Annotated in this window: 13 protein-coding genes; 1 reads left to right on the top strand and 12 read right to left on the bottom strand. The window is 69.4% G+C overall.

Annotated elements, in window-relative coordinates; genetic code table 11:
* Window positions 1–37: 37 nt before the first annotated feature.
* On the top strand, window positions 38–1,486 hold the full coding sequence (locus ACWEH3_RS27375; RefSeq protein ID WP_450021448.1) for a mannitol dehydrogenase family protein: 1,449 nt from the start codon (window positions 38–40) through the stop codon (window positions 1,484–1,486).
* Here the strand turns inward: ACWEH3_RS27375 and ACWEH3_RS27370 are convergent.
* The 12 genes from ACWEH3_RS27370 to ACWEH3_RS27315 all read right to left on the bottom strand — a co-directional run bounded on the left by ACWEH3_RS27370 (window position 1,483) and on the right by ACWEH3_RS27315 (window position 13,120).
* On the bottom strand, window positions 1,483–2,241 hold the full coding sequence (locus ACWEH3_RS27370) for an acyl-[acyl-carrier-protein] thioesterase (RefSeq protein ID WP_450021351.1): 759 nt from the start codon (window positions 2,239–2,241) through the stop codon (window positions 1,483–1,485). The genes ACWEH3_RS27375 and ACWEH3_RS27370 overlap by 4 nt on opposite strands.
* Before the next feature lie 279 nt (window positions 2,242–2,520).
* A complete protein-coding gene (gene der, locus ACWEH3_RS27365; RefSeq protein ID WP_450021349.1) occupies window positions 2,521–3,939 on the bottom strand; it encodes a ribosome biogenesis GTPase Der in 1,419 nt (472 codons plus the stop codon).
* On the bottom strand, window positions 3,936–4,613 hold the full coding sequence (gene cmk / locus ACWEH3_RS27360) for a (d)CMP kinase (RefSeq protein WP_450021446.1): 678 nt from the start codon (window positions 4,611–4,613) through the stop codon (window positions 3,936–3,938). The genes der and cmk overlap by 4 nt, the downstream gene beginning before the upstream one ends.
* A 65-nt stretch (window positions 4,614–4,678) precedes the next feature.
* On the bottom strand, window positions 4,679–5,755 hold the full coding sequence (locus ACWEH3_RS27355) for a pseudouridine synthase (RefSeq protein ID WP_450021347.1): 1,077 nt from the start codon (window positions 5,753–5,755) through the stop codon (window positions 4,679–4,681).
* A gap of 9 nt (window positions 5,756–5,764) precedes the next feature.
* Window positions 5,765–6,421: an SMC-Scp complex subunit ScpB gene (scpB, locus tag ACWEH3_RS27350; RefSeq protein WP_355080740.1), complete on the bottom strand. Its 657-nt coding sequence runs from the start codon at window positions 6,419–6,421 to the stop codon at window positions 5,765–5,767.
* A gap of 55 nt (window positions 6,422–6,476) precedes the next feature.
* Complete coding sequence (locus tag ACWEH3_RS27345; protein ID WP_450021345.1) at window positions 6,477–7,466, bottom strand: segregation and condensation protein A; 990 nt, start codon at window positions 7,464–7,466, stop codon at window positions 6,477–6,479.
* A 365-nt stretch (window positions 7,467–7,831) separates the two neighbouring features.
* Window positions 7,832–8,776, bottom strand: coding sequence for a ParA family protein (locus tag ACWEH3_RS27340; RefSeq protein ID WP_379256306.1), 945 nt, complete (start codon window positions 8,774–8,776; stop codon window positions 7,832–7,834).
* A 190-nt stretch (window positions 8,777–8,966) separates the two neighbouring features.
* Window positions 8,967–9,305 carry a cupin domain-containing protein gene (locus tag ACWEH3_RS27335; RefSeq protein ID WP_450021343.1) on the bottom strand — a complete coding sequence of 113 codons (339 nt, stop codon included), beginning with the start codon at window positions 9,303–9,305 and terminating at the stop codon, window positions 8,967–8,969.
* Between the two features lie 108 nt (window positions 9,306–9,413).
* Window positions 9,414–10,358: a site-specific tyrosine recombinase XerD gene (gene xerD, locus ACWEH3_RS27330; RefSeq protein ID WP_355080735.1), complete on the bottom strand. Its 945-nt coding sequence runs from the start codon at window positions 10,356–10,358 to the stop codon at window positions 9,414–9,416.
* A gap of 6 nt (window positions 10,359–10,364) precedes the next feature.
* On the bottom strand, window positions 10,365–11,024 hold the full coding sequence (locus ACWEH3_RS27325; protein WP_450021340.1) for an NUDIX domain-containing protein: 660 nt from the start codon (window positions 11,022–11,024) through the stop codon (window positions 10,365–10,367).
* Window positions 11,025–11,028: 4 nt separating this feature from the next.
* Window positions 11,029–12,750 carry a CTP synthase gene (locus tag ACWEH3_RS27320; protein WP_450021338.1) on the bottom strand — a complete coding sequence of 574 codons (1,722 nt, stop codon included), beginning with the start codon at window positions 12,748–12,750 and terminating at the stop codon, window positions 11,029–11,031.
* A gap of 223 nt (window positions 12,751–12,973) precedes the next feature.
* On the bottom strand, window positions 12,974–13,120 hold the full coding sequence (locus ACWEH3_RS27315) for a copper transporter (RefSeq protein WP_452358410.1): 147 nt from the start codon (window positions 13,118–13,120) through the stop codon (window positions 12,974–12,976).
* Between the last annotated feature and the right edge of the window lie 9 nt (window positions 13,121–13,129).

The following is a 13,129-nucleotide window of genomic DNA, read 5'->3' as shown; positions in this document are numbered from 1 at the left end:
GCCGGAACGGACCGCCACGCCCTTACGGGCGGCCACGATGCCCGACTTCGCCGCTCGGATCTCGACGCCGGGCTACGACCGATCCCGGATCACCACCGGCATAGTGCATTTCGGCGTCGGCGGCTTCCATCGAGCGCACCAGGCGATGTACGTCGACCGATTGCTCGAACGCGGCCTCGGGGACGAGTGGGGCATCTGCGGAGTCGGCGTGCTGCCCGGCGATCGACGCATGCGCGACGTGCTGCGGGCGCAGGACGGCTTGTACACGCTGTCGACGGTCGCGCCGGACGGCACGTGGACCACGCGCGCGATCGGCTCGCTGGTCGACTACCGGTACGCGCCGGACGATCCCGAGACCGTCGTGGCGAAGCTCGCCGATGCGTCGACCCGGATCGTCTCACTCACCATTACCGAGGGTGGCTACCACATCGCCGCCGCTACCGGCGAATTCGACCCGGATGACCCCGGAATCCGCGCCGATCTGACCGGGAGCGCTCCGCCCGGTACCGTTTTCGGGCTCGTCACCGAGGCGCTGGCCCGCCGCCGATCCCGCGATATCGCGCCGTTCACCGTGCTGTCCTGCGACAACATCGAGGGCAACGGGAACGTCGCGCGCCGCATGTTCGGCGCGTTCGCCACGCTGCGCGATCCTGGGCTCGGAGCCTGGGTGACGGAGCAGGTGCGCTTCCCGAATTCCATGGTGGACCGGATCACCCCGGTGACCCCGCCCGGAGCGACCGGCGAGATCGAGCGGCGCTACGGGCTCACCGACCGCTGGCCGGTGGTCACCGAGCCGTTCGCGCAGTGGGTGCTGGAGGATTCGTTCGGACTCGGCCGTCCGGACTTCGAAGAGGTCGGCGTGCAGGTCGTCGCCGACGTCACCCCCTACGAACTGATGAAACTTCGGTTGCTGAACGCGAGCCACCAGGCGCTGTGCTACTTCGCGTACCTGAGCGGCTATCGGCTGGTGCACGAAGCGGCACAGGATCCGGTCTTCCGGCGGTTCCTGACCCGCTACATGGACGCCGAGGCGACGCCGACGCTGCGCGCGGTCCCCGGGGTCGACCTGGGCGACTACAAGCGGACGCTGCTCGACCGGTTCGCCAATCCCGCGATCGGCGACACCATCGCCCGGCTGTGCGCGGAGTCCTCGGACCGGATCCCGAAGTGGCTGCTTCCGGTTGTCCGGGCGCAACTCGGCAGCGGCGGCCCGATCGAATGCGCGGCGGCGGTCGTCGCCAGCTGGGCACGCTACGCCGAGGGCGTGGACGAGCACGGGCTCCCGATCGAGATCGTGGACCGGCTTCGCGACCGGCTGGTCCCCCTCGCGCGGCGGCAGCGCGAGCAGCCCACCGCTTTCCTCGGCGAACGATCCTTGTTCGGTGATCTGATCGACCACCCCCGGTTCGTGACCGCGTATCTGGCGGCGCTGGACAGCCTGCGCACCAGGGGCGCGCACGCGACCGTCGAACAGTTGGCCGGTTAGCGCGGGGTGACGCGGGCGACCGCCCGGCAGTCCGCGCCGACGGCGAACCACACGTGCAGGCTCGAATCGGTCCGTCGGGCGACGAGCTCGACGTCCTCGCCGCATCGCACCGGTTTCCCGTACTCGACCACCACACGGTGCGGACCCGATTTCAGTTCGGCGTAATCGGCCAGGACTTCTTCGAGCGCGGTGAGGTAGACCGCGTTGTTCATATGGTCGAGCAGGTCTATGTCGGTGGCCCGTAGCGGGAAGGGCCGGATCTGCACCCCGGGCTCGCCCGCCGCGGGCATGGGATCGGTGAGCTCGGCTTTCCAGCGGAGCCGGTGCTCGGTCGTACAGGCCAGCATGGGGGCGAGGAACCGGTCGCTCATCCGCGCGGGTACGCCCGATTCGGTGCCGAAATGGATCAGGAAGCTCTCGGTCTCCACCAGCCCACCAGCGCTGCCGCCGATCTGGACCCGCATCGTGCACCACCGGGTCGACGTCGCCGAAGGCCATCGCCGCAACGTCGCCGACTCACCGAATCCGAGCGGTTTGAGCGCGTCGATCACCGTCCTGCGGATCACCCACAGGCGATGGATATCGCCGTCCTCGAGGACCTCGAGATGGTCGTAGCCGACGTCCTGCAGATAGCGCGCGACACCGTCGAGTCGAAGGCGCTGGTCACGATCGGTGTCGGCGAGGCGCACGGGCCATCCCGTCTCGAACGGAGTCAGGACGGCCGGCGGTTCCGGCAGCACGCTGGGAATGCCCATGCCCGGATGATGCCAGCTATTTGCCGCAGTTGTGAGTAGCACTGCCCATATCGTCATCTACACGAGAAGATATCGCGTTTTATTAGGCATTTTGGCCCGATTATCGATCACATACGTTTGTCCGCTAACAATTAGCTTTCATTCTCAATGAGGGGTTGCCCCGGAGGTACACATCCGGCGCAGGGTGTCCGCGCGAGTCGCGCGAGGCGGGCCACATCGAGCCTGCCGGGCAGTTGGTACGGCGAGGCCACGGGGATCCCGCGGCCTCACCGTCGTCGCCTATTTCTTCGAACGATCCCGCTTCTCCCGCACCCGCACCGAGATGCGGACCGGCGAGCCGTCGAAACCGAACTCCTCGCGCAACCTGCGCTCCAGGAAGCGCCGGTAGCCTGCCTCCAGGAAGCCGGTGGTGAACAGCACGAACGTGGGCGGCCGGGTGGTCGCCTGGGTGGCGAACAGTACGCGGGGCAACCTGCCGCCGCGCATCGGCGGCGGGGTCGCGGCGATCACTTCCTTCAGCCAGGTGTTGAGCCTGCCCGTCGGAATGCGCTTGTCCCAGGACTCGAGCGCGGTCTCCATCGCGGGCACCAGCTTCTGCACCGCGCGGCCGGTGTGCGCGGAGATGTTCACTCGCTGCGCCCACGGCACCCGGACCAGGTCGCGGTCGACCTCACGCTCCAGTTGCAGCCGACGATCCTCGTCGACCAGGTCCCACTTGTTGAACGCCAGCACCAACGCTCGTCCGGAATCGGCGACCATGCTGATCACCCGCAGATCCTGTTCTGTGATCGGCTGCGAGGCGTCGACCAGCATGATCGCCACCTCCGATGCCTCCAGCGCCGACTTGGTGCGCAACGAGGCGTAGAACTCGGTGCCGCTGGCATTGGCCACCTTGCGGCGCAACCCGGCGGTATCGATGAACTTCCAGACCTTGCCGCCCAGTTCGACGAGGGAGTCGACCGGGTCGACCGTGGTGCCCGCGACATCGTGCACCACGGAGCGCTCGTCGTTCGCCAGCTTGTTGAGCAGGCTCGACTTGCCGACGTTCGGCTTGCCGACCAGCGCCACGCGACGCGGGCCTACGCCGCCGGTCCCCTCGCGCGGAGTCTCGGGAAGCACCTCGAGCACGTCGTCGAGCAAGTCGCCGGTGCCACGGCCGTGGGCGGCGCTGACCATGCGCGGCTCGCCGAGTCCCAGCGACCACAGCGCCGCCGCTTCCGCTTCCACCCGCTGGTCGTCGACCTTGTTGGCGACCAGGATCACCGGGACGGCGGAGCGGCGCAGCTTCCTCACGGCCGCCTCGTCGGTGGCGGTGGCGCCCACCACCGCGTCGACCACGAGCAGGATCGCGTCGGCGGTGTGCATGGCCAGTTCGGCCTGGCGGGCCACCGATTGCTGCAGGCCCTTCGCGTCGGGCTCCCAGCCGCCGGTGTCCTGGACCAGGAACCGCCGACCCGCCCAGTTCGCCTCGTAGGACACGCGGTCGCGGGTCACGCCGGGAATGTCCTCCACGACCGCCTCGCGGCGGCCGAGGATGCGGTTCACCAGCGTCGACTTGCCCACGTTCGGGCGGCCGACCACGGCCAGCGTCGGCATCGCGACGTGCGCCGCGTCCTCGAATTCGCCCTCCAGGTCGGCGAGTTCCCAGTCGGCTTCGTCGCTCCAGACGCCGTCGCCTGCGAGTACGTCCCCACTCATCGGTCCCCTCCGGCTCCACACGTCGAGACCTGCTGCGCGACAACGCGATACAGCTCGTCGATGACCTCGTCCATGGACAGTTCGCTGGTGTCGACCGGTACCGCGTCCTCGGCGGGTCGCAGCGGGGACACCTTGCGGGTCGAGTCGAGGGTGTCGCGGCGCTGCACGTCGGCGAGCACGCCCGCGTAGTCGTCGCCCCGGCCCTCGGCGATGTTCTGCTGATTGCGCCGGTGTGCCCGCGCCTCGGCGGACGCGGTCAGGTAGATCTTGGCGTCGGCGGCGGGCAGCACGACGGTGCCGATGTCGCGTCCCTCCACCACGATCCGCCCCGCGGTCGCCGTGATATCGCGCTGCATGGCGACGAGCAGCTCACGCACCTCGGGCACCGCGGAGACCGCCGAAACCGCCTTGGTGACCGCGTCGCCGCGAATCTCCGACCGCACGTCCTCGCCGTCCAGCTCGATCACCTCGCGGCTGGGATCGGTGCCGATGGACAGCGGCAGCTCCTTCACCGCGGCGCCGATGGCCGCGGAGTCGGTCAGTTCGATGCCCGCCCGCAGCACGCGCAGCGTCGCCACCCGGTACATCGCGCCGGTGTCGAGGTACCGGGCGCCGAGCCGGGTGGCCAGGTGCCGGGACACGCTGGACTTCCCGGTACCCGACGGCCCGTCCATGGCGACCACCAGCGGGCTCGGACCGGCCAACCGCGCCGGCGCCTGCACCGGGATCTCCACACCGTTCACAACGACACCGCCTCGTAGAGTTTGCCGATTTCATCGCGGCCGAGTACGCGCAGCGTGCCGGGCCGTTGGTCGCCCAGCGCGACCGGGCCGATATGAGTGCGGACCAGCCGGATGACCGGATGACCCACCGCGTCGAGCAGGCGGCGCACGATGTGCTTGCGCCCTTCGTGCAACACCACCTTCACCAGGGAACGTCCCTCCCCCAGTTCGAGCACCTGGAAACGGTCCACCTTGGCGGGACCGTCCTCCAGCTCCAGGCCTTCCTTCAACCGCTTGCCGACCGCGCGATTGTTGACCTCGCCCTGCACCGTCGCCAGATAGGTCTTGGAGACCTCGAAGGACGGGTGCATCAGCCGATGCGCCAGATCGCCGTCGTTGGTCAGCAGCAGCAGGCCCTCGGTGTCGGCGTCGAGTCGCCCGACGTGAAACAGCCGCTGACCCGCGGCGATCCGCTCGGCCACGATGTCGCCGACGCAGGGGCGCCCCAGATCGTCGGACATGGTCGACTGCCAGCCCTTGGGCTTGTTCAGCGCGACGTGCACCAGTTCCTCGCGCACCACCACGCGCGTGCCGTCGACCCGCACCACCGCGTGCTGCGGGTCGATGCGCAGGCCCTGCTCGCGCACGATCATGCCGTCGACCTCGACGCGGCCCTGCGCGATCATCTCCTCGGCGGCCCGGCGCGAGGCCACGCCCGCCTTGGCGAGAACCTTCTGCAACCGCTCCCCTTCGCCCCACGGGAGCTTGGTGTGGCCGCCGGACGAGTCCGGCTCCACGTTCTGGTGGCGCGCGGGCTTGGCGTTACTCAGCAGCGGCGGTGGCGCGACCTGCCGCTGCGGCTTGGGCTTCTTCTTGTTCGCCGCGGCCGCGTGCCGCTGCGGGTTCGGAGCCGGGGTGGATCCGCGTCGGTCCGCTCGGCCCACGCCGCCCTGCTGGGCGCCGCGGGCAGCCATACCCCGTTGGGCCGAACGGGCGTCGCGTGAGCTCGAGTTGCGGCTCGCGCCGCCTCGTTCGGGCTGTGCGCCGCGTTTCCTACGATCCGGTGTGCCATCTCGGCGAGCGGGCGTATTCATGGTGTCCTGTCATTCTTCGGTGCCGAGGTCCAAATCGGCCTCGGCGGGTTTCCTCAACCTGGTGTACCGGGGATCCGTCTCCAGGCTCTCGTTGATCTCGTCGATCAGGTCGACGCCCGGAAGCAGGGGCGCCAGGGGTGGCAGATCGCTCAGCGAAGCGAGTCCGATCCGTTCCAGGAACAGCTCGGTGGTGCGGTACAGCGTCCCGTTGGTCTCCGGGTCCACGCCTGCCTCGGCGATCAGACCCCTGGCCAGCAGCGTGCGCATCACCCCGTCGACGTTCACGCCGCGCACCGCGCTGACCCTGGTCCTGGTCACCGGCTGACGGTATGCCACCACCGCCAGCGTCTCCAAGGCCGCGCGGGTCAGTTTCGATCGGGAGCCGTCGAGCAGCATCCGCTCCACATACGGCGCGTACTCGCTGCGAGTATAGAAGCGCCAGCCGTCACCGACGAAACGCAGATCTATCCCACTGGACCGCGCCGACAACTCCGCGGACATCTCGCGCAGGGTCCGCTCGACGCGTTCGGTGCTGTCGCCCAGTGCGGCCGCGAGCTGGTCTACCGGCGCGGGAACGTCCACGACCAGCAGCATGGCCTCCAGCGCCGAACGGAAGTCGGCGTCCGCGAGCGGTTCGGGGGTGAGTTCCACCACTGCCTCGCTCACGACCGCGCCTCACCGGAGTTCGCCTCCGCCGTGCGCGAACGCGCGCTGTGCTCGCTCACCCGTAGTCCTCCTCGATAGTCACGGTGTCCACCTGTTGCGCGGCCTCGTCGCCGATCCAGCTGACCGCCAAGGGACCGAGCGGATCGGGCTGATCGAACTCGATCGTCTTGCCGCGATACAGCTCGAGCAGCGCCAGGAAGCGGGCGACGATCTGGACCGGTACCTCGCAGTCGGCGACCAGCTCGCCGAAGGATGTCCACGCACCCGCACCACGCTGTTTGAGCCGCTCCAGCACCAGTGCCGCCTGCTCGGCCACCGAGATCGCGTGCGTGTGCAAGTGGTCGAGCCCGACCTTGGGTACCGGACGGGGCCGGAAGGCCGCCGCGGCGATCGCGGCGAACTCGGCCGCCCCGACACCAAGCCTAACCTCGGGCAGCAGACCGGCGTAGCGCTCCTCCAGGCCGACCGCGCGCGGATAGCGGCGCAGCGCGGCCGCCTCCAGCTCGCCGAGCAGTTCGGCGACCTGCTTGAACGCGCGATACTGCAGCAGCCGGGCGAACAGCAGGTCGCGCGCCTCGAGCAGTTCGAGGTCCTCGGCGTCGGTCATCTCCCCGGACGGCAGCAGGCGCGCCGCCTTCAGATCGAGCAAGGTGGCGGCGACGACCAGGAATTCCGTGGTCTGGTCCAGGATCTTGTCCGCGCGCAAGGTGTTCTGCCGCGCCATGTTCGCGGTCAACGCCTTGGTGTAGGCGATGAACTCGTCGGTGACCTTGTGCAACGCCACCTCGGTCACGTCCAGCTTGCGTGAGCTGATCAGGGTGAGCAGCAGGTCGAACGGCCCCTCGAAGTTGCTCAGTCGCAGCCGGAATCCGGACGCCTGCGGCTCGGCCGTCGGCTGGTCTTTCGCCTCCGACGCGCCGGGCGATGGATCGGATGCGTCCGATGTGTCCGGCGGAAAGCCGGAGGCGTCCGAACCGCCGGGCGTAGCCGACGAACGGCCACCTGCATCCGGCAGGTCTGACGGATCGCCCTGTGCGTCCGGCATGTCAGCGGGCCGATCGCCCACCTCCTCGGAGTCCTCCCGCGCGACACCCTCGGTGGACTGCGTGGATGGTTTCGGAGACGGTTCGTCCGCGCTGCCCCGTGGCGGGGAGGCCTCCGCCTCCGATGCGGGCCGGGGCGTAGCGCCTCCGAGGACGGCCGGGTTCGCGCGCCGGGGGGCAGCGTCCCGCCCCGCCGCGATGAAAGCGGCGGCCGCGTTTCCGAGTGCGGGACCCCGCCCAGGTGCGGCTGGGTCCGGCCCACCGGTATCAAGCTCGCGGTCGTCGGGCGTGGATGTCGGTCCGGCCGCGGAAGACCCCTGGCCGGACGGGTTGTGGTGGGACGCAGACGAAGGGTCCGAGTGGCCGGTCACCGGCCGGATCGGTGGATGACTTCCCGAGCCATCGACCGATACGCCTCGGCGCCACTGGATTTCGGCGCCCACGTGGTGATCGGCTCGCCCGCGACGCTGGCGTCCGGGAAACGGACGGTGCGCGCGATGGCGGTGTCGTAGACCAGGTCACCGAACACCTCGACGACCCGCGCCATGACCTGGCGGGAATGCAGCAGTCGAGAGTCGAACATGGTGACCACTATTCCGTACAGGCTCAACCGCGGATTCAACCGGTCCCGCACCTTCTCGACGGTGTCGTTGAGCAGCGCGAGCCCGCGCAGCGAGAAGTACTCGCATTCCATCGGGATGATCACGCCGTCCGAGCAGGCCAAGGCGTTGACCGTGAGCAGACCGAGCGAAGGCTGGCAGTCGATGAGGATGTAGTCGTAGCGGTTGCGGATCGGCTCCAGCGCGCGGCCGAGCGACTGTTCCCGGCCCACTTCGTTGACCAACTGGATCTCGGCGGCGGAAAGGTCGATATTGCTGGGCAGCAGGTCCATGTTCGGGACCCTGGTCTGCATCAGCACGTCGTCGATCGACACCTTGGAACCGATGAGCAGGTTGTGCACGGTCAGGTCGAGATCGTGGTGGGCGACGCCGAGACCCGCCGACAGCGCGCCCTGCGGGTCCAGGTCGACGAGCAGGACGCGACGACCGTATTCGGCCAGTGCGGCACCGAGATTGATGGTGGAGGTGGTCTTGCCGACGCCGCCCTTCTGATTGCACATGGCCACGATCAGCGCGTCACCGTGCTGGCCGACCGGCGGCGGGTCCGGCACCAGCCGCAACGGCCGTCCGGTCGGGCCGAGCGTCGCGTCCTCCGGGACCGGCTCCACTCCATGGCCCCACAGCGTTTCCGCCGCGGCGTCCGAGTACGGACCCGGTCGCGAGCCCGTAAGCGGCTCCGCCCCAGCACCCATCGGCGGCTCTGCCGCGCCGGCTGTCGTCACGATCCGCTGCTCCTTATACGTCCTTGCCGGTTGCCTCGCCGAGCGTAGCGAGGCCGATCGGTGCCGACCTCGCTTTCGTGCGGTCCAGCTCTCGATAGACGCTACCGCTTGACGGCACTCGAGTGCCGCGCCTGCGCGCGGCGTGTTCGTGCCGCGCTGGTCAGCGCCATTGCGGTCCGCCATCGAAATGAACGTCGAACCGGTCGCGCAACTCGTTCATGCTGTCCCAGTCCGCCTCCCCGCGTGCGATCCGGCCGAGTTGCCGGAAGTACTCGAAGCGGACGATACCGGGTGTGAGCACAGCCAGAAACTCGGCGGGTCCGTCGGCGGTGGCCCCGAAGGCGTGCACCGCGCCCGGCGGAACCACCACCAGGCCACCTTCGCTCACCGCGGTCCTGGCGCCGTCGACGAGAAAATCCATTGTGCCGCCCAGCACATGGAAGATCTCGGCCGACTTCGTGTGATGGTGCGGCCGGGTGCCGTCCGCACCCGCGGCCATTGGCGCCGAAGAGCCCTTCGGAAGTTCTCGCTGTCCTCCAACAGCCGGAAGGAGCCGCCGCCGGGCAGCGGAAGCATCGCGCACGCGAAGTTCCCGACCCGCAACGGATTACCGGGCGCGGGGATGCGCGGTGGCCCAGACTTCGCGCAGGGTGTTGACCGTCACCAAGGTGTAGATCTGGGTCGTGGTCACCGAGGCGTGGCCCAGCAATTCCTGCACCACCCGCACATCGGCGCCGCCGTCGAGCAAATGCGTGGCGAAGGAGTGGCGCAGCGTGTGCGGCGACACCGCCGCCGCGATGCCCGCGCGTTCGGCGGCGGTGTGCAGGACCTGCCAGGCACTCTGCCGGGACAGCCGGGCGCCGCGTACATTCAGGAACAGGGCTCCCGCGTTGGCTTTTCCGCGTGCGGCGAGCACGGGCCTTCCCCGCACCAGATACGCGTCCACGGCGGCGAGCGCGGGCCGCCCGATCGGCACCAGACGCTGTTTCCCGCCCTTGCCGCGCAGGACGACCGCCCGTTCCTCGATGTCGAGATCGTCGACGTCCAGCCCGACCGTTTCCGAGATCCTGGCGCCGGTGGAGTACAGCAATTCCAGCAGCGCGCGGTCACGCAGGCCGCGCGGTCCGCCGTCTACGCCCGCAGCGGGATCGCCTTGGCCGCCGCCCGCCGCCTCCAGCAGTTTCAGCACCTGGTCGTAGGGCAGCGCCTTGGGCAACCTGCGCCCCGGCGCGGGCGGCTTCACCGCGTGCGCCACATCGGTGTCGGTCAAACCCTCCGCGGCGGCGAAGCGATGCCAGCCGCGCACCGCGATCAGCGCGCGGGCCACCGAACTCGCCGCCAGCGGCGGGTGCCCGGGACCGCCCGAGCGCAGCGCCATGGTGAACTCCGCGACGTCGGACTCGTCGACCCGGTCGAGCGAGCCGATGCCGCGCCCGGTCAGGAAGTCCAGATACCGACCGAGATCACGCCGGTAGGCGTTCAGGGTGTTGGGCGCGACGCCGCGCTCGACGGTGAGGTGGTCGAGATAGGTGTCGAGCTCGCGACCGAGCACCTCCGGTCAGTCTTCGGACTTCTGGGCCGCCTTGCGGCGGAGGAAATTCGTCGGCTGCCCGTCCCATGGCGCGTCCGGCGGCCGCAGTTCGATGCCGCCCGCCCGCGCGGCCGCCAGCGCGAGCACGCCCGCGACCGCGGTGGCGTTGACGATCTCCCCGCTCAACGCCGCGCGGACCGCCGCGTCGACCGGCATGCGGACCACTTCCAGGTCCGCCTCCTCGAATTCCGGCTCCGGTCGATCGGTTTCGTACAACCCGCGAGCCAGGTAGATCCGCAACGCTTCGTCGGTGAACCCGGGCGAGAGCGCCACGTCCACCAGGACCGCCCATTCCCGGGCGGCCAGCCCGGTCTCCTCGGCCAGCTCACGGCGCGCCGCGAGCAGCGGGTCCTCCCCGGGCACGTCGAGCAACCCGGCGGGCAGTTCGAGCAGCCGCCTGCCGATCGGATGGCGGTACTGGTTGATCAGCACCACGTTGCCGTCGTCGTCGATCGCGGCGACCGCGACGGCGCCGTGGTGCTCGATCACCTCGCGCTCGACGACCCGGCCACCCGGCATCCGCACCTGGTCGAGCCGCAACGCGAGGATCGCGCCGCTGTAGACGGTTTTGCTGGATTCGATCTCGAAGTCGTGGCTGCCCGGCTCGGCAGCGCCCCCGTTGGTCATGCCACTACGCCTGTTCCGCCGCACCCGCCAGTTCTTCGCCCGGAATGTCCACCGGAAGTCGTTCGGCCGCTTTGTATTTCAGCGCCGCCGAGATGAGCGCCGCGAACAGCGGATGCGGGCGGGTCGGCCGGCTCTTCAATTCAGGGTGCGCCTGCGTGGCGACGAAGAACGGATGCACGTCGGCGGGCAGCTCGACGAACTCGACCAGGTGCCCGTCCGGCGAGGTGCCGCTGAACTTCAAGCCGCTCGCGGCGACCTTGTCGCGATAGGCGTTGTTCACTTCGTAACGGTGGCGATGACGCTCGGAGACGTGCTCGCTGCCGTATGCCCTGGCGACGACCGAACCCTTCTCCAGGGTCGCCGGGTAGGCGCCGAGCCGCATGGTGCCGCCGAGATCGGCCTCACCCGCCACGGCCTGCTCCTGGTCGGCCATGGTGGAGATGACGGGGTGCGGCGTGTCCGGTTCGAATTCGGCCGAGTTGGCCTCCGCCAGCCCTACCGTGCGCGCCGCCTCGATCACGACGCACTGCAAGCCGAGACACAAGCCGAGCAGCGGAATGCCGCGGGTACGCGCGTAGCGGATCGCGCCGACCTTGCCCTCGATGCCGCGGATGCCGAAGCCGCCGGGAATCAGCACGGCGTCCACGTCGCGCAGCGCGTGCTGCGCGCCCGCGGGAGTCTCGCACTCGTCGGAGGGCACCCAGCGGATGTTCACCTTGGCCCGCGAGGCGAATCCGCCCGCGCGCAGCGCCTCGGTGACCGAGAGGTACGCGTCGGGCAGATCGACGTACTTACCGACCAGCGCGACCTCGACCGTCTCGCGCGGCGAGTGCACCCGGTCGAGCAGGTCGCCCCACACCGTCCAGTCCACGTCGCGGAACGGCAGGCCCAGCCTGCGCACCACGTAGGCGTCCAGGCCCTCCCGGTGCAGCACCCGGGGGATGTCGTAGATCGACCGCGCGTCCGGCGTGGAGATGCAGGCATCGACCTCGACGTCGCACATCAGCGCGATCTTGCTCTTCAGCCCCTGCGGGACCTCACGGTCGCAGCGCAGGATCAGCGCGTCGGGCTGGATGCCGATATTGCGCAGCGCCGCCACCGAGTGCTGGGTCGGCTTGGTCTTCAGCTCCCCGGAGGGCGCCAGGTAGGGCACCAGCGAGACGTGCAGGAAGAAGACGTTGTCCCGACCCACGTCGTGGCGGATCTGGCGGGCGGCCTCCAGGAACGGCTGCGACTCGATGTCGCCGACCGTGCCGCCGATCTCGGTGATCACCACGTCCGGCGTCTGGCCCTGCAGATCCGGGCCGCGCATCGCGAGGATCCGGCTCTTGATCTCGTCGGTGATGTGCGGGATCACCTGCACCGTGTCGCCGAGATACTCGCCGCGGCGCTCCTTGGCGATGACCGACGAATAGATTTGCCCGGTGGTCACGTTCGCGTCGCGGGACAGGTCCCGATCGAGGAAGCGCTCGTAGTGGCCGACGTCCAGGTCGGTCTCCGCGCCGTCCTCCGTAACGAACACCTCGCCGTGCTGGAAGGGGTTCATCGTGCCGGGATCGACGTTCAGATACGGGTCGAGTTTCTGCATCGTGACGCGCAGCCCACGCGCCGTCAGCAGCTGACCGAGGCTGGAGGCGGTAAGACCTTTACCCAATGAGGAGGCGACACCACCGCTGACGAAGATGTGCTTCGTGTCCGTTCGCGCCTGAATCCGTGTTTGACCCACGGGTCTTCACGGTAACACGAATCCGCCCGTCCGTTCGAATGCCACGCGCGTTTGCCCGCCGATCGCGGGACATCGATCAGAGCCCGCGCGGCCGGACTGTGGGGCGCGTCTCGTCGCGGTCGCCGACGTGCGGAGGAAGCGGGTGCCGCGACGCCCGTGACAGCGATCGATCCGGGCCCGGCGTGCGCATCCTCCAGTTGCCCGACGACAGTCTTACGGCTGGTCAGCCAGGCACGACGGCCAGGGTGAGCGAGGCGGCCTCGGCGCCGGTGCCGTAGCGTCCGGCGCCCCCGTTGAGCTGTTCGGTGAGCGCGAGCGCGGTCGGGTCCCCGCCCACCGCCCGCTCCACATTGTAGACGGAGCGGACCAGCGCCGCGAG

This window comes from Nocardia sp. NPDC004718, from assembly GCF_053601535.1.
The sequence above is the reverse complement of the archived record's forward strand: the minus strand, read 5'-3'. Positions and strand labels throughout refer to the sequence as shown.

Excerpts from the sequence above, each read along its gene's own strand:
- ACWEH3_RS27375 (WP_450021448.1), top strand. The coding sequence starts at position 38 with ATGCCCGACTTCGCCGCTCGGATCTCGACGCCGGGCTACGACCGATCC.
- ACWEH3_RS27370 (WP_450021351.1), bottom strand. The coding sequence starts at position 2,241 with ATGGGCATTCCCAGCGTGCTGCCGGAACCGCCGGCCGTCCTGACTCCG.
- der (WP_450021349.1), bottom strand. The coding sequence starts at position 3,939 with ATGAGTGGGGACGTACTCGCAGGCGACGGCGTCTGGAGCGACGAAGCC.
- cmk (WP_450021446.1), bottom strand. The coding sequence starts at position 4,613 with ATGGACGGGCCGTCGGGTACCGGGAAGTCCAGCGTGTCCCGGCACCTG.
- ACWEH3_RS27355 (WP_450021347.1), bottom strand. The coding sequence starts at position 5,755 with ATGAATACGCCCGCTCGCCGAGATGGCACACCGGATCGTAGGAAACGC.
- ACWEH3_RS27345 (WP_450021345.1), bottom strand. The coding sequence starts at position 7,466 with ATGCCGGACGCACAGGGCGATCCGTCAGACCTGCCGGATGCAGGTGGC.
- ACWEH3_RS27340 (WP_379256306.1), bottom strand. The coding sequence starts at position 8,776 with ATGGGTGCTGGGGCGGAGCCGCTTACGGGCTCGCGACCGGGTCCGTAC.
- ACWEH3_RS27335 (WP_450021343.1), bottom strand. The coding sequence starts at position 9,305 with ATGGCCGCGGGTGCGGACGGCACCCGGCCGCACCATCACACGAAGTCG.
- ACWEH3_RS27325 (WP_450021340.1), bottom strand. The coding sequence starts at position 11,024 with ATGACCAACGGGGGCGCTGCCGAGCCGGGCAGCCACGACTTCGAGATC.